The sequence below is a fragment of the Streptomyces sp. NBC_01257 genome, from assembly GCF_035917255.1.
Lineage (GTDB): Bacteria > Actinomycetota > Actinomycetes > Streptomycetales > Streptomycetaceae > Streptomyces.
This window is the reverse complement of sequence record NZ_CP108472.1, coordinates 4,711,902-4,727,218: the sequence shown is the minus strand read 5'-3', so window position 1 is coordinate 4,727,218 and position 15,317 is coordinate 4,711,902. Positions and strand designations below refer to the sequence as shown.

Here is a 15,317-nt window from a genome sequence, read left to right as displayed (position 1 = left end):
AAGGATTTAAATGGCTACGACCACACCAACCGGTGTGCGGGGCGGCCACGCCAAGCACGGAGGGAACGACTCCTCCGACGGCACGCCGATGACACACCGGCAGATCATGGAAGCGCTCACCGGGCTGCTGCTCGGCATGTTCGTCGCGATTCTGTCGTCCACCGTCGTCTCCAACGCCCTGCCGGAGATCATCTCCGACCTGGGCGGCGGCCAGAGCGCCTACACCTGGGTCGTCACGGCCTCGCTGCTGGCCATGACGGCGACCACCCCCCTGTGGGGCAAGCTCTCGGACCTGTTCAGCAAGAAGCTGCTGGTCCAGATAGCACTGATCATCTACGTCGCGGGCTCGGTCGTCGCCGGTATGTCGACCAGCAGCGGCATGCTGATCGCCTGCCGTGTGGTGCAGGGCATCGGCGTCGGCGGTCTCTCCGCCCTGGCCCAGATCGTGATGGCCGCGATGATCGCCCCGCGCGAGCGCGGCCGCTACAGCGGCTACCTCGGCGCGGTCTTCGCCGTCGCCACCGTCGGCGGCCCGCTGCTCGGCGGTGTCATCACCGACACCAGCTGGATGGGCTGGCGCTGGTGCTTCTACGTGGGTGTGCCGTTCGCGGTCATCGCCCTGATCGTGCTCCAGAAGACCCTGAAGCTCCCGGTCGTCAAGCGTGAGGTCAAGGTCGACTGGACCGGCGCCTTCTTCATCAGCGCCGCCGTCTCGCTGCTGCTCCTCTGGGTGACCTTCGCGGGCGACAAGTACGACTGGATGTCCTGGCAGACCGGCGCGATGCTCGCGGGTTCCCTGGTCCTCGTGCTGCTGTTCGTCTTCACCGAGTCCCGGGCCAAGGAGCCGATCATCCCGCTGCGGCTCTTCCGCAACCGGACGATCACGCTCGCCTCGCTCGCCTCGCTGTTCGTCGGTATCGCGATGTTCGCGGGAACCGTCTTCTTCAGCCAGTACTTCCAGCTGGCACGCGGCAAGTCGCCGACGATGTCCGGTGTGATGACGATCCCGATGATCACGGGTCTCTTCCTCTCGTCGACCCTCTCGGGCCAGATCATCACCAAGACGGGCCGCTGGAAGGCCTGGCTGGTCAGCGGTGGCTTCCTGCTCACCGCGGGCCTCGGGATGCTCGGCACCATCCGGTACGACACCACGTACTGGCACATCGCGATCTTCATGTTCGTGATGGGTCTCGGCATCGGCATGATGATGCAGAACCTGGTGCTCGCCACGCAGAACCAGGTCGACCCCTCGGACCTCGGTTCGGCCAGCTCCGTCGTCACCTTCTTCCGTTCGCTCGGTGGTGCGATCGGGGTCTCGGCCCTGGGCGCCGTCATGGCGAACCGCGTCACCCACTACGTCAAGGACGGCCTGGCGGACCTCGGTCCGCAGGGCGCGGCCCTCGGCCACGGCGGGACGGGCGGCGGGGGCATCCCCAACCTGGACACGCTGCCCGCACCGTTCCGCACGGTCGTGGAGGCCGCGTACGGGCACGGCGTCGGTGACGTCTTCCTGTACGCCGCTCCGGCCGCGCTGCTCGCCTTCCTGATCACGATCTTCATCAAGGAGGTCGCGCTCAGGACGAACGCCGCCAACGACGCACCGGCCCCGGCCGAGACCGCGGCACTCGCCGAGGTCCCCTCCGGTACCGCCGCCCTGGTCTCCGAGGGAACCGCCGGCGTCACCGCCGTGGACACCCTTCAGGACCCGGTGGCCGCCCCGGTGACGGCCGTGCAGGGCACCGCGGTCCGCGGTGTGGTGCGCGGCGCCGAGGGTGTGCCGGTCGCCAAGGCCGCCGTCACGCTGATCTCGCTGGGCGGCCGGCAGCTGGGCATCTCGGTCGCGCAGGCCGACGGCTCCTACGGGCTGGACGCCCCGGGCGCCGGAAGTTACGTGCTGATCGCGTCCGCCGACGGTTTCCAGCCGCAGGCGTCCACCGTGGTCGTCGGTGACTCACCGCTCGCCTACGACATCCTGCTGGCCGGCACGAGCGGCCTGGCCGGGACCGTGCGGGCCGCCGAGGGCGGCACTCCGGTCGAGGGCGCCATGGTCATCGTGACCGATGTGCGCGGCGACGTGCTGGCGACCGGCAAGTCCGGCGACGCGGGCGAGTTCACCTTCGGTGAGCTGGTCCCCGGCGCGGTGACCGTCGCGGTCAACGCGGCCGGCTTCCGCCCGCTGGCGCTGCCCGTCGAGGTCGGCGGCCAGGGTGTCACCCGGGTCGACGCCGCACTGCAGTCCGGTGCGCTGGTCCAGGGCGTGGTGCGGGCCGGCACGAGCCGGCGGCCGCTGCCCGACGCCCGGGTCACGCTGGTCGACGCGGCCGGCAACGTGATCGCCACCTCGACGACCGGGGAGGACGGGGCGTACGCCTTCGCCGACCTGGACGCGGGCGAGTACTCGGTCATCGCGACCGGCTACCCGCCGGTGGCCGGCGCCCTGACCGTGGCCGGTCGCGGGGTCGACGGCCACGACATCGAGCTCGTCCACCCGGGCGCGTAACCGGTCCGGGGGTTCTCCCCGGACCCGCAGGACCCCTGGCGGGACGGCACTTCGAGCGGAGAGTCTGTCCGGGCAGGCGGAAAATGGGCCCCGGCGGTGGGGACGGCAGGCAGGGGACGGCCTGCCGTCCCCGCCCCGGGGCCCGACTCATTGAGTGACCCGTTCCGGGAGCGGACGGGCCATTGAGCAAGGACGCAAGGAGAGAAAACGGGATGGGACTTCGCGCACAGGTACGCACGCGGGACGGCTGGGCCGTCCAGCACGCGGTCGTGACGGTCACCGACATGACCGGTACGCAGGTGCTGCGGGCCGCCGCCGACGAGGACGGGACGGTGCGGACGGACACCCCGCTGTCCGCGGGCGCGTACACCGTGATCGTGACGGCGGTCGGGTACGCACCCGCCGCCTCCACCGCCCTCGTCACGGCGAGCGGCCGGGTCGAGGCCGGCACTGTGGTGCTGGCCCGCCAGGGCGGCGTGGAGCTGCCGCCGCCGGGCGCCTGGTCGCTGGACCCGGCGCACTCCTCGGTCGCCGCGGTCGCCCAGCACCTGGGGATCTCCAGCGTGCACGGCCGGTTCACCGAGTTCGGCGGCCGGATCGAGATCGCCGAGGACGTCCAGCGCTCCCGCGTGGACGCGGTCATCAGCGCGGCCAGCATCGACACCGGCAACGGCATGCGGGACAAGCACCTGCGGTCGCCCGACTTCCTGGACACCGAGCGGTTCCCGGAGATCACCTACCGCTCCGGCGGACTGACCCCGGCGGGCCCCGACCGCTGGACCGTGCACGGCGAGCTGACGCTGCACGGCGTGGAGCGCCCGGTCGACCTGGACCTGAGCTACCTCGGCACCGGCCCCGACCCGTGGGGCGGCGTCCGTGCGGCGTTCCGTGCCACGGCCGAGCTGCGCCGCGAGGACTTCGCCATGAACTACAACCAGGTGGTCCAGGCGGGCATCTCGGCGATCGGCACGACGCTGCGGGTGGAGCTCGACATCCAGGCCGTGCAGGGCGATTCCCTGCCGACCGCCTGACCGCACGGTCGTAGGGTCGGTTCCATGGCATCCAACATCGCGACCAACACCGCCGTGGAACTCGACGACTTGCTGGCCTTCGTACGGCCCCGGCACCGGGCGATCCTGCTGACCACCCGGTCCGACGGCCGCCCCCAGGGCTCGCCGCTCACCTGCGGCGTCGACGACGCCGGCCGGATCGTCGTCTCGACCTACCCCGAACGGGCCAAGACCCGCAACGCCAAGCGCGACGAGCGGGTCAGCGTCATCGTCCTGTCGGACGAGTGGAACGGGCCGTGGGTCCAGGTCGACGGTTCGGCCGAGGTGATCGACTCACCGGACTCGGTCGAGCCGCTGGTCGAGTACTTCCGGAACATCTCGGGGGAGCACCCCGACTGGGACGAGTACCGGGCGGCCATGCTGAAGCAGGGCAAGTCGATCATCAGGATCACCCCCGAGCGGTGGAGCCCGGTCGCCACCGGCGGCTTCCCGGCGCACCTGGCCCCGGGCAGCTGACCGCTATGACGCTCCCGCCGCCCCCTGCCGAACGGCTCGCCCGGGCCCGGCTGCTGGCCGGCCCCGAGGTGGGGCCCACCACGGCCGCCGCCCTGGAGCGGGCCACCGGACACCGGGTGGAGCGCGCCGCGGACGCCGGAGGCGGCCCCTACGTCTACGTGGGGGCCACACTGCCCGAGGCGCTGCGCGGGGACGGCCTGCTCTGGTTCCACAGCGTGAACGCCGGTACGGACGCCCTGCTGGGCGCCGGGCCGTGGCCGGCCGGTGCGCTGCTCACCCGGACGGTGGGCCGGATGGGCGAACGGATCGCGCAGTACGTGCTGGGCTGGGTGCTCGCCGAGTGCCAGTCGGTCCCGGAGTTCGCCGAACAGCACGCCCGGGCCGAGTGGCGCCGCATCCCCTCGGAACTCGCGGCCGGGCAGACGGCCCTGGTTCACGGCACCGGACGGATCGGCTCGTCCGTCGCCGGGCTGCTGCGGGCGTGCGGCATCCGGACGGTGGGCGTGGCCCGCACACCGCGCGAGGTGCCGCCGGGCTTCGACGCGCTGGCCCGTCCGGACGAGCCGGTGGCCGCCCGCTGGGTGGTGGCCGCGCTGCCGCTGACGGACGCGACGGCCGGGTACTTCGGGGCGGACCGGTTCGCGGCCATGGGCGGGGCCACCTTCGTCAACGTGGGCCGGGGCGCGACCGTGGACCTGGCCGCGCTGGAGCGGGCGCTGCGTGCGGGCACGGTCGGGCGCGCGGTGCTCGACGTCCTGCCCGATGAGCCCGCGGCGCCGGACGATCCCTGCTGGCGGCTGCCCCGTACGGTCATCACCTCGCACTCCGCGGGAATCACGGCCGACGAGGACGTGGTCACGGACTTCACGGCCTGTCTGCGGGAGCTGACGGCGGGGCGGCTCCCGGCGCTCGCCGTGGACACGGCTCGCGGCTACTGACGGGGGCGGGCCTCTTCCCCGTCCCCGGCTTGCTCCCGCCCGGCCCGCTCCCGCATCGCGACGATGCCCGCGATCAGCAGGTCGAGCGCGAACGCGAAGTCCCGCTCGTGCATCTCGTGCACGGTGTCGGCGCCGCGCGCGGCGATGAGGTCCTGCGAGTTCTCCACGATCGGGCCCAGCTGCGGCTGGCCCTGGATGGCCGCCATCGCCTGCTGGAAGTACTCGTCCTGGGTGAGCCCCGCCTCGGCACTGCGCTGGGCGAACTGGCCCTCGACGGTGCCGAATCCGTACACGAACTGGAAGACCGCGGACAGCGCGCCGGTCTGCCGTCCCATCGGCAGGCCGGTCGCGCGGATCACGTCCTGGATCGCGTACGACATGAGCATCGCGTGCGGGCCCGTGTTGAGGAACTTCCCGACGAGCGGGGAGACCCAGACGTGCCGGACCAGCAGCTCCCGGTAGGCCGTCGCCAACGTGCGCAGCCGGGTCTCCCAGGGCGCGTCCTCCTGCGGGGGGTCGATCTCGCTGTAGACCGAGTCGAGGGCCAGTTCCAGCAGGTCGTCCTTGGTGTCGACGTACCAGTAGAGGGACATCGCGGTGACGTCGAGTTCGGCGGCGAGCCGGCGCATGGAGAACTTCGCGAGCCCCTCGGCGTCCAGCAGCCGGACCGTGGCCGCGGTGATCCGGTCGCGGTCGAGTCCTGCGGGCTGGTCCGGTTTCCGGGCGCGCGACGGTGGCCGGTGGTTCAGCCACACACTCGTCCGGGCAGGGTCCTTCGCGCGGTCGGCCGCGGACACCATGGCGCACTCCTCGTCTCACCGGCGGGACGGACCGGATACGTACTCCGTGCTCACGTACCCGTGCTCACCTACTCCGTGCCCGCATACCGCGTGCTCACGTGTCCGTGCCGGTAAACGGAGCAGTACGGTCCGGTACATCCCGCCTGATGCTATGCCGCCGCCGCGGCAGGATCAGCCTGCCCCGATTCTCCCCGTTCCGCCCGCCGCAGCAGCACCGCGGCCAGCAGACCGCCGGCCAGCACGGCCACCGCCCCCACCAGCATGCTGGTCTCCAGGCCCGAGGAGAAGGCGTCGGTGATGGCCCGCCGCTCCCCCGCACCGTCCGCGGCGGCCAGCGCGGCCGGCAGCGAGGCGGCGCCGACGGCGGACGGGACGAGCGCGGCGAAGCGGGAGTTGAGGACCGCGCCGAGCACCGCGACCCCGAGGCCGTTGCCGCATTCGGCCAGGGTGCCGTTGACCCCGGCGCCGACGCCCGCCTTCTCCGGCGGGATGGCGCTCATGATCGCGTTGGCCATGGCGGGCATGGCGAGCGCGATGCCGGCGCCCATCACCAGCAGGCCGAGCAGGGTGCCGCCGTAACCGTCCCCGCCGAACAGGGCGATCGCGGCGAGGCCCGCGGCGAGCAGCCCCATCCCGGAGGCGATGGTGACCGGCGTACCGAGCCTGGGCACCAGCCGGGCGCCCAGCCCGGTGAGGTTCAGCGCGACGACGCTCAGCGCCAGCGGGGCCGTGCGCAGCCCCGCCTCCAGCGGCCCGTACCCGAGCACGAACTGGAGCTGCTGGGTGAGCAGGAACAGCGAGCCGCCCATTCCGAACGCGACCAGGATCGCGCCCGCGACCGCGCCGATGAACTTCTGGTTCCGGAAGAAGTGCATGTCCAGCATCGGATACGGGATGTGCAGCTCCCACAGCACGAACCCGGTGAGGACGGCGACCCCGACGAAGGCGGTCAGCAGCACCTGGCCGGAGGTCCAGCCGTGGCCCGGGCCGGAGATGATCGCGTACACGACCGCGGCCATGCCGATGGTGGAGAGCAGCGCGCCCAGCAGGTCGGGGCGCTCCCCGCTCGGGTTCTTCGACTCCGGGACCAGCCGCGCCACTGCCACCAGGCCGATCACGGCGACCGGGATGTTGATCAGGAAGATGGCGCCCCACCAGAAGTGGTCGAGCATCACCCCGCCGATCAGCGGGCCGACCGCGAAGCCGAGCGAGCTGACGGTCGACCAGATGCCGATCGCCTTCACCCGCTCGGTGTCGTCGAAGATCTGGACGACGACGGCGAGGGTCGTGGTCATCAGCAGCGCACCGCCGATGCCCATGCCCGCCCGGGCGGCGATCAGCTGCCCGGACGACTGGGCGAGCCCGGCGACCAGTGAGCCGACGCCGAACAGGGCGAGACCCGCGATCAGCATCTTCTTGCGGCCGTAGCGGTCGGCCGAGCTGCCGGCGGTCAGCAGCAGCCCCGACTGCACGAGCGAGTAGGCGTTGATCATCCACTGCACATCGGCGGTGGAGGCGTGCAGCTCCCGGGTGAGGGAGGGGATCGCGACGTTGAGGACGGTGTTGTCGAGCAGCACGGTGAGCTGCGCGAGACAGATGACGCCGAGGATCAGCCAGCGCTGCGGATGGCTCGGCGACACAAGGCGGTTCGGCTCGGCGGAGGTCGCCGTCATTCGGACTCCCGGGCGTCGGATCAAGGTCCTATACGGTGTACAGGGAAAGTGTTGTACACCGTATAGCCGTGCATGAGCCACGTACAAACGGCTTTCCCGCGATAGCGTTCCGGTCGCTGATCCGACAAGGGCTGGAGTGGTATGTCACTGCGTCGTCGTACGGTGGAAGTTCTGCTGGCCGCAGGCCTGTTGGGGGCGGCTCTGATGCCGCCCGCGGCCGCTGCGGGGCACGGGCCGGGGCAGCTGGTGCCCCTGCGCGTCGCCACGTACAACATCCATGCGGGAGCCGGCATGGACAACGTCTTCGATCTCGACCGGCAGGTGGCCGAGCTCCGCTCGCTGCACGCGGACGTGATCGGGCTCCAGGAGGTCGACGTCCACTGGGGCGACCGCAGCCAGAACCGCGACCTGGCGGCCGAACTGGGCCAACGGCTCGGCATGCACGTGTCGTTCGCACCGATCTACAGCCTCGATCCGGCGACGGCGGACGCTCCGCGGCGCGAGTTCGGCGTCGCGGTGCTGTCCCGCTACCGCATCGTGAGCGCCGAGAACCACGACATCACCCGGCTCTCCACCCAGGACCCGAACCCGGTCCCGGCCCCCGCGCCCGGCTTCGGCGAGGTGGTGCTGCGGGTGAAGGGGGTCCCGGTGCACGTGTACGCGACGCACCTCGACTACCGCGGCGACCCGTCCGTCCGGACCGCCCAGGTGGCCGACACCCGCCGGATCATGGCCGAGGACCAGGAGTCGGAGCGGCGGCCGGTGCACCAGATCCTGCTCGGCGACTTCAACGCGGCACCGGCCGCGCCGGAGCTGGCCCCGCTGTGGGAGACGCTCACCGACATCGAGCCGGGCGGGCCGACGTATCCGGCGCAGGACCCGGTGCAGCGGATCGACTACGTCGCGGTGTCGAAGGACACCGTGCGGGTACGCGACGCGGCGGTGGCCGAGACGCTCGCCTCGGACCACCGCCCTGTTGTCGCCGACCTGCTGCTGCGGCGCTGAGGGGCTGCCGCCTCAGGCGCTCTTGGGCTGTGTCAGGTCGTAGAAGGTGGCGCTGCCGGCCGTGACCTCCTTGTAGTTGGCCTCCACCCAGGCGGAGATCTTCGACGAGGTGCCGCCGCTGCCGCCCATGCCGCCACCGCCGCCCGTGCCGCTGGAGACGAAGTAGTGGATCCGGCCGTCCTCGACGTACTTCTTGAACTGGGAGAGCGTCGGGGACGGGTCGCTCCCGTTGAAGCCGCCGATCGCCATCACCGGGTCGCCGGTGGCGAGCTGGTAACTGGCCGCGTTCTGCGAGCCGATGGCCGCGGCGGCCCAGGTGTAGTCGTCCGCGTCGGCCGCGAGGAGCTTCTTGGCCGCGGCGTCGACGGACGCGCCGTTGAGCAGCCCGCCCATACCGCCGCCACCGCCCCGTCCGCCCTCGCCCATGCCGGGCATGGCTCCGGGCCGCTGCCCCTGCTGTGCGGTGCCGGTACCGCCCTGGCCCTGCTGGGTGCCGGTCGGGGGCTGCCCGCCCCGGCCACCGGCCGGCGGCTGTCCCATGCCGCCGCCCTGCTGGTTGCCCTGCTGGGCACCCTGCCCGGGCGGCCGCATCCCGCCACCGCGGCCGCCACCGCCGCCCGGACCGCCGCCCATGCCGCCGCCCATCCCGCCGGAGGCCGGGCCGGCCGTGACGATCGAGCCCTGGTGTCCGGTGTTCAGCGTGCTCACGGTGTACGCGGCCGGCCCGGCCAGTGACGCGGCGAAGCCCAGACCCACCGCGGCGAGCGCCAGCCGGCGCCCCAGCCGCGAGGCGAGCAGCAGGCCCACCGCGCCCACGAGACCGACGACGAGCACCGCCGGCCGCAGCCACGCCTGGTAGTCCGGGGTCCGCCCCAGCAGCACGTACGACCAGTAGGCCGTCACCGCCACCGTGACACCGAGCGCGGCGCCCGCCCACCAGCGGGACCGCTCCTCCCACAGGACCGTGGCGCCCATGCCGACCAGCGCCGCGAGGTAGGGCGCCAGAGCCACCGTGTAGTACTGGTGGAAGATCCCCGCCATGAAGCTGAACACGGCCGTGGTCATCAGCAGCGAGCTGCCCCAGGCGAGGAACGCCGCCCGGGCGGTGTCCGTCCGCTTCGCCCGCCAGGTCAGCCAGACGCCCGCGACCAGCAGGATCAGCGCGGCGGGCAGCAGCCAGGAGATCTGGCTGCCGATCTCGGAGTTGAACATCCGGCCGATGCCGGTCTCGCCCCACTGGCCGCCGGAGCCGCCGCCCGGGCCGCCCCCGCCGCCGACGCTGCCGGTCTCCTCGCCGTTGATCCGGCCGAGCCCGTTGTAGCCGAAGGTGAGCTCCAGGAACGAGTTGTTCTGCGAGCCGCCGATGTACGGGCGCGAGGAGGCGGGCCACAGTTCGACGATCGCCACCCACCAGCCGCCCGCGAGGATCATCGCCAGCGCCGAGAGGCCGAGCTGGCCGAACCGCCTGCGTACGGAGACCGGCGCGAACACCGCGTACAGCACCGCCAGCGGTGGCAGGATCAGGAACGCCTGAAGGGTCTTGGACAGGAACGCCAGACCGACCGCGACGCCCGCCCACACCAGCCACTTGGTGCGGCCGTTCTCCATCGCGCGCAGCACGCAGTAGACCGTGACGGTCATCAGCAGTGCGAGCAGCGCGTCCGGGTTGTTGAAGCGGAACATCAGCGCGGCGACGGGCGTGAGCGCGAACACCGCCATGGTGATCAGCCCGGCGGCGGCACTGAACCGGCGGCGCACGGAGGCGTAGAGCACGCCCGCCGTGGCCGCGGCCATCAGCACCTGCGGGGCCAGGATCGCCCACGAGCTCAGGCCGAAGATCCGCACCGACAGCGCCATCGGCCACAGGGTGGCGGGGGGTTTGTCGACGGTGATGGCGTTGGCCGAGTCCAGCGAGCCGAAGAAGAAGGCCTTCCAGCTCTGGCTGCCGGCCTGCACGGCCGCGGAGTAGAAGGAGTTGGCGTAGCCGGAGGAGCCGAGGTTCCAGAGGTACGCCAGCGTGATGACCAGCAGCATGGCGAGGAAGGCCGGGCGCGCCCAGCGGGGGTCCTCGGGCCTGCCCCGCCACAGCCGGCGCGGCAGCGGGCCGGCCGTCCGTCCGAGGCTCGGCGAGCCCGCGTGGGGTGGGGCCGGAAGGTGGTCGAGCGTGGTCATCGGACGTTCCTCAGTTCGTGGTGGGTGTCGTCGGCCGGGGCGGCGGCCGGGCCGGGCGCGGGGGTGCCCGCCGGGCGGGCCGCGTCACCGCCGCGGCCGCCACCGCTCCGGTCGCGGTCGCGGTCGGGGAAGACCCAGGCGCGGAAGAGCAGGAACCGCAGCACCGTCGCCGCGAGGTTGGCCGCGATCAGCACGGCGAGTTCGGTGCCGTGCGAGGGCGAGCCGGAGGCCGCGCCCAGTGCGGCCAGCGAACCGCTGGTCAGCGCCAGGCCGATGGCGAAGACCACGAGGCCCTGCGCCTGGTGACGGACGGCCCCGCCCCGGCCGCGTACGCCGAAGGTGAGCCTCCGGTTCGCTGCCGTGTTGGCGACGGCCGACACCAGCAGCGCGCCGCCGTTGGCGATCTGCGGGCCGGCGCCCAGCCGGAAGAGCGAGTAGAGGAGCAGGTAGACGAGCGTGGAGAGAGCGCCCACGACGCAGAACCCGACCAGCTGCCGGGCCAGTCCGCCCGGCACCCCGCCGATCCCGCGGTCGCGCGGGTCGTCGCCGAAGGGCCGGGCCAGACGGTCGAGCGGCAGTGCGCCGACGGCCAGCGCCCGCCCGACCCGCCACACGCCCTTCAGGTCCTCGGTGGCGGTCCGCACGATGTGGACCGTCGAGTCGGGGTCGTCGACCCAGTCCACCGGCACCTCGTGGATGCGCAGCCCGGCCCGCTCGGCGAGCACCAGCATCTCGGTGTCGAAGAACCAGCCGGTGTCCTCGACCATCGGCAGCAGCCGCTGCGCGACCTCCCGGCGGATCGCCTTGAACCCGCACTGCGCGTCACTGAACCGGGCGGCCAGCGACGAGCGCAGGACGATGTTGTACGCCCGCGAGATGAACTCCCGCTTCGTGCCCCGCACCACCCGCGAACTGCGGGCCAGCCGCGAGCCGATCGCCAGGTCCGAGTGGCCGGAGATCAGCGGCGCGACGAGCGGGAGCAGTGCGTTCAGGTCGGTGGACAGGTCCACGTCCATGTAGGCGAGGACCGGGGCGTCCGAGTGCGACCAGACGGTGCGCAGCGCCCGTCCGCGGCCCTTCTCCTCCAGCCGGAAGGACCGCACCCCGGGCAGTGACCGTGCCAGGCGCCGCGCCACCTCGGGCGTCCGGTCGGTGCTCGCGTTGTCCGCGACGGTGATCCGGAAGGCGTACGGGAAGGTGCGGGCCAGATGGTCGTGCAGCCGCAGCACGCACGGCTCCAGGTCCTTCTCCTCGTTGTAGACGGGTACCACCACGTCGAGTACGGGGGCACCTGCCGCATCGCCCGCGCGGGCCAGGAGGTGGTCCCGGGCCGGCAGGGTGCTCCAGGGAGTGTCGGTTCGCATGACACCGACACTCGCCAACCGCGCTGTCACACCCGTGTGGTGAGCCTGTGGTCCCGCTGTGAGGTGGTGGAACCGTCCGGGCCCGGACCGCCCGCGTGCCCGCCATCGGCCGGCAGATGGACGGCGAACACCGTGTCCCCGGGCACCGAACGCACCTCGGCGACACCGCCGTGCGCGGCGGTGACGGCCTGCACGATGGCGAGCCCGAGCCCCGTCGAACCGGCGTGCCGGGAGCGCGAGGCGTCCCCCCGCGCGAACCGTTCGAAGACGTGCGGCAGCAGCTCCGCCGGAATGCCCGGCCCGTCGTCCCGGACCTCCAGCGTCACCCACGGCTGCCCGGTCCCCGCGAGGACCCGGACCGTGACCGTGGTCCCGGGCGGGGTGTGCGTACGGGCGTTGGCCAGCAGGTTGACCAGCACCTGCTGAATCCTGGTCGGGTCGGCCCGGACGGTCGCGGGCACCTCGGGCAGCTCCAGCCGCCAGTGGTGCGTGGACCCGGAGCCGTCCGGTGAGGCGACCCGGCCCGCGACGCGTGCGTCGCTCACCGCGTCGATGACGAGCGGCGAGAGATCAGTGCTCTCGCACGAGAGCGGCCGGCCTGCGTCCAGCCGGGCGAGGAGCAGCAGATCCTCCACCATGCCCGTCATGCGCTCCGCCTCGGACTCGATCCGGCCGAGAGCGTGCCGGGTGTCGGGTCCGGCGTTCTCCCGTCCGCGCCGGGTGAGTTCGGCGTATCCGCGGATCGAGGCGAGCGGGGTCCGCAGCTCGTGGCTGGCGTCGGCGACGAACTGCCGCACCCGCATCTCGCTCTTCTGCCGCACGTCCAGGGCCGAACCGACGTGGCCGAGCATCCGGTTGAGGGCCGCGCCGACCTGCCCGACCTCGGTGCGCGGATCGGCCTCGGCGTCCGGGACCCGTTCGAAGAGGGTGACCTCGCCGCTGTGCAGCGGGAGTTCGGAGACACGGGTCGCGGTGGCGGCCACCCGGCGCAGCGGCCGCAGGGCGACCGTGACCATGGCGGCGCCCGCGATCCCGGCGGCGATGAGCCCGGCCCCGGTGACGCAGACCTCGACGAGGATCAGGGTGGTGATGGCCCGGCTCACCTCTTCGGTGGGGATGCCGACCAGGACGGTCGTCCCGTCGCTCGCGGGGGCGGTGGCCTGCACCCGGTAGCTGCCGAGCCCGGGGAGGTCGACGTCGTGCGCACGGCCGTCCGAGGTGACCCCGGCCGCCTCCAGGGCGGCCTCCTGGGCACCGGTCAGGGGGTCGACGTTCTCCTTGGCGTCGAACCCGCCCCCGTTCACGACCGCGGACTCCGACACGTCACCGTCCAGGGACAGCGCACCGAACGTCTTCAGCGGCTGCCCGCCCATCCCGATGAAGCCGAGCGGATCCTTGTTCTTGAGCCCACCGGGAACGGGCTCACCCGGCCTGCGCTCGGCCCGCATCGTGATGTCACGCAGCTGGTCGTCCAGCTTGCCGTACATGTAGGTGTGGAACGCTATGGCGGTCACCGTGCCGATGACGGCCGCGACGACAGCGATCAGCGTCACCGCGGAGACGACGAGCCGCGTCCGCAGCGTCCACGGCCCCTTCGCCAGCCGTTTCACGGTGCTACTCACCGGGCTTGATGAGGTATCCCGCCCCGCGCCGGGTGTGGATCATCGGCGAGCGGCCGGCGTCGATCTTCTTGCGCAGGTAGGAGATGTAGAGCTCGACGACGTTGGCCTGTCCGCCGAAGTCGTAGTTCCAGACCCGGTCCAGGATCTGCGCCTTGCTCAGCACCCGGCGCGGATTGCGCATCAGGAAACGCAGCAGCTCGAACTCGGTTGCCGTGAGGTGGATGTTGGCCCCGCCGCGGCTCACCTCGTGGCTGTCCTCGTCCAGCATCAGGTCGCCGACGACGAGCGTCGACTCGCTGCGCACCGCCGCCGTGCCGGACCGCCGGATCAGGCCGCGCAGCCGGGCCACGACCTCCTCCAGGCTGAACGGCTTGGTGACGTAGTCGTCGCCGCCGGCCGTGAGCCCGGCGATCCGGTCCTCGACGGAGTCCCGGGCGGTCAGGAACAGCACGGGCACGTCGGAGAGCTCCCGGCGCAGCCTGCCGAGGACGGCGAGCCCGTCCATGTCGGGCAGCATCACGTCGAGGATCACCGCGTCGGGCCGGAAGTCCCGGGCCGTGCGCAGGGCGCCCGCGCCGTCCCCCGCGCTGCGCACCTCCCAGCCCTCGTAGCGAAGCGCCATGGAGAGCAGCTCGGCCAGCGGGGCCTCGTCGTCCACGACCAGCACCCGGACGGGCGTCCGGTCCGGCCTGAGCAGTTCGGTACGCCCCTGGGGCGAGGTCGTCGTCGTCATGCCCCAACCCTGTGAGACGCCCCTGAGAGAGTTCTTTTCCGATTCTGTGAATTCCCTGAGAAAGCGTTCGATGCGGCCGAACCCGCGCCCTCAGCAGTCGAACAGCGCCTTCGCGTTGTCGTGGCAGACCGCCCGCAGCCAGTCGTCCCCGAGCCCCAGCCGTTCCAGCGCGTGCAGCTGGTGGGCGTACGGATACGGGATGTTCGGGAAGTCCGTCCCCAGCAGAATCCGGTCGCCGAGCGCCGCGAGCCGCCCGCGCTCCGCCGCCGGGAAGGGGGTGAGCTCCTCCGTGAAGTCGGTGAACGCCATCGTCGTGTCGAGCCGCACCTCCCGGTACGTCTCCGCCAGCGCCAGGAACTCCGCGTACTCCGGCATCCCCATGTGCGCCACGACCAGCCGCAGCCGGGGGTGCCGGGCGAGCAGTCCGCCGACCGGTCCCGGCCCGGTGAACCTGCCGGGCGCGGGCCCCGACCCGCAGTGCGTCACGACGGGGATCCCGGCCTCGGCGAGCAGTCCCCACACCGGGTCCAGCAGCGGATCGTTCGGGTCGTACGCGCCGACCTGGACGTGCGACTTGAAGACCCGGGCCCCCGCGTCGACGGCCTCCGCCACGTACTTCCCGGCGCCCTCCTCCGGGAAGAAGGTCGCGGTGTGCAGACAGTCGGGCACCCGGGCCGCGAATCCGGCCGCCCAGCCGTTCAGCCAGGCCGCCATGCCGGCCTTGTGCGGGTAGAGCATCGAGGTGAACCGGAGCACGCCGAACGAGCGCAGCAGCGCGAGGCGTTCGTCCTCGTCGTGCCGGTAGGCGATCGGCCACTCCATCCCGGTCAGCGGGCCGGCCGAGTCGAAGTACGCCCAGACCTTGCGCAGCACCCGCTCCGGCATGAAGTGCGTGTGGACGTCGATGATCCCGGGCAGTCCGAGCCGCTCATGGAACCGCACCACGTCGTCGCGTCCGTCATCCGTGTCCATCAGGCGCTCCTC

Annotated in this window: 12 protein-coding genes; 5 read left to right on the top strand and 7 right to left on the bottom strand. The window is 72.3% G+C overall.

Translation table 11 applies throughout. The features are described from left to right. Positions 1 to 10 precede the first annotated feature (10 nt). The 4 genes from OG408_RS20305 to OG408_RS20290 all read left to right on the top strand — a co-directional run bounded on the left by OG408_RS20305 (position 11) and on the right by OG408_RS20290 (position 4,964). Positions 11 to 2,500, top strand: coding sequence for an MFS transporter (locus OG408_RS20305; RefSeq protein ID WP_266780496.1), 2,490 nt, complete (start codon positions 11 to 13; stop codon positions 2,498 to 2,500). Between the two features lie 212 nt (positions 2,501 to 2,712). Further along, the gene (locus tag OG408_RS20300; protein WP_285564381.1) at positions 2,713 to 3,531 is read left to right on the top strand and encodes a YceI family protein; all 819 of its coding nucleotides are present in this window, start codon (positions 2,713 to 2,715) and stop codon (positions 3,529 to 3,531) included. A gap of 24 nt (positions 3,532 to 3,555) precedes the next feature. Next, positions 3,556 to 4,026 (top strand): PPOX class F420-dependent oxidoreductase, encoded by a 471-nt coding sequence (locus OG408_RS20295; protein WP_266780494.1) that lies wholly within the window; start codon positions 3,556 to 3,558, stop codon positions 4,024 to 4,026. A 5-nt stretch (positions 4,027 to 4,031) separates the two neighbouring features. Then, on the top strand, positions 4,032 to 4,964 hold the full coding sequence (locus OG408_RS20290; RefSeq protein ID WP_285564383.1) for an NAD(P)-dependent oxidoreductase: 933 nt from the start codon (positions 4,032 to 4,034) through the stop codon (positions 4,962 to 4,964). Here OG408_RS20290 and OG408_RS20285 read toward each other — a convergent pair. Beyond that, positions 4,958 to 5,764 carry a TetR/AcrR family transcriptional regulator gene (locus tag OG408_RS20285; protein WP_266780492.1) on the bottom strand — a complete coding sequence of 269 codons (807 nt, stop codon included), beginning with the start codon at positions 5,762 to 5,764 and terminating at the stop codon, positions 4,958 to 4,960. The two genes, OG408_RS20290 and OG408_RS20285, sit on opposite strands and share 7 nt — an antisense overlap. 149 nt (positions 5,765 to 5,913) lie before the next feature. Continuing rightward, positions 5,914 to 7,437, bottom strand: coding sequence for an MFS transporter (locus tag OG408_RS20280; RefSeq protein WP_266780491.1), 1,524 nt, complete (start codon positions 7,435 to 7,437; stop codon positions 5,914 to 5,916). Between the two features lie 141 nt (positions 7,438 to 7,578). Here OG408_RS20280 and OG408_RS20275 point away from each other — a divergent pair, with 141 nt between their 5' ends. Beyond that, a complete protein-coding gene (locus OG408_RS20275; protein ID WP_285564385.1) occupies positions 7,579 to 8,442 on the top strand; it encodes an endonuclease/exonuclease/phosphatase family protein in 864 nt (287 codons plus the stop codon). A 12-nt stretch (positions 8,443 to 8,454) separates the two neighbouring features. Here the strand turns inward: OG408_RS20275 and OG408_RS20270 are convergent, their stop codons facing one another. From OG408_RS20270 to OG408_RS20250, 5 genes are all read right to left on the bottom strand, one after another. Next, positions 8,455 to 10,614, bottom strand: coding sequence for a glycosyltransferase family 39 protein (locus tag OG408_RS20270; RefSeq protein ID WP_326671176.1), 2,160 nt, complete (start codon positions 10,612 to 10,614; stop codon positions 8,455 to 8,457). Next, a complete protein-coding gene (locus OG408_RS20265; protein ID WP_266780488.1) occupies positions 10,611 to 11,978 on the bottom strand; it encodes a bifunctional glycosyltransferase family 2/GtrA family protein in 1,368 nt (455 codons plus the stop codon). Before OG408_RS20265 ends, OG408_RS20270 begins: the two co-directional genes overlap by 4 nt. A 26-nt stretch (positions 11,979 to 12,004) precedes the next feature. Next, positions 12,005 to 13,600, bottom strand: coding sequence for a HAMP domain-containing sensor histidine kinase (locus OG408_RS20260; protein WP_285564387.1), 1,596 nt, complete (start codon positions 13,598 to 13,600; stop codon positions 12,005 to 12,007). Then, entirely contained in the window at positions 13,593 to 14,333 is a 741-nt protein-coding gene (locus OG408_RS20255) for a response regulator transcription factor (protein ID WP_266780486.1), read from the bottom strand. The genes OG408_RS20260 and OG408_RS20255 overlap by 8 nt, the downstream gene beginning before the upstream one ends. Before the next feature lie 90 nt (positions 14,334 to 14,423). Next, complete coding sequence (locus OG408_RS20250) at positions 14,424 to 15,305, bottom strand: amidohydrolase family protein (protein ID WP_266780485.1); 882 nt, start codon at positions 15,303 to 15,305, stop codon at positions 14,424 to 14,426. Positions 15,306 to 15,317 lie beyond the last annotated feature (12 nt).

Bases quoted from the DNA above. Each gene is read 5' to 3' on its own strand.
- OG408_RS20290 (WP_285564383.1), top strand. From the start codon at position 4,032: ATGACGCTCCCGCCGCCCCCTGCCGAACGGCTCGCCCGGGCCCGGCTG.
- OG408_RS20305 (WP_266780496.1), top strand. From the start codon at position 11: ATGGCTACGACCACACCAACCGGTGTGCGGGGCGGCCACGCCAAGCAC.
- OG408_RS20285 (WP_266780492.1), bottom strand. From the start codon at position 5,764: ATGGTGTCCGCGGCCGACCGCGCGAAGGACCCTGCCCGGACGAGTGTG.
- OG408_RS20255 (WP_266780486.1), bottom strand. From the start codon at position 14,333: ATGACGACGACGACCTCGCCCCAGGGGCGTACCGAACTGCTCAGGCCG.
- OG408_RS20265 (WP_266780488.1), bottom strand. From the start codon at position 11,978: ATGCGAACCGACACTCCCTGGAGCACCCTGCCGGCCCGGGACCACCTC.
- OG408_RS20250 (WP_266780485.1), bottom strand. From the start codon at position 15,305: ATGGACACGGATGACGGACGCGACGACGTGGTGCGGTTCCATGAGCGG.
- OG408_RS20275 (WP_285564385.1), top strand. From the start codon at position 7,579: ATGTCACTGCGTCGTCGTACGGTGGAAGTTCTGCTGGCCGCAGGCCTG.
- OG408_RS20300 (WP_285564381.1), top strand. From the start codon at position 2,713: ATGGGACTTCGCGCACAGGTACGCACGCGGGACGGCTGGGCCGTCCAG.
- OG408_RS20270 (WP_326671176.1), bottom strand. From the start codon at position 10,614: ATGACCACGCTCGACCACCTTCCGGCCCCACCCCACGCGGGCTCGCCG.
- OG408_RS20280 (WP_266780491.1), bottom strand. From the start codon at position 7,437: ATGACGGCGACCTCCGCCGAGCCGAACCGCCTTGTGTCGCCGAGCCAT.
- OG408_RS20295 (WP_266780494.1), top strand. From the start codon at position 3,556: ATGGCATCCAACATCGCGACCAACACCGCCGTGGAACTCGACGACTTG.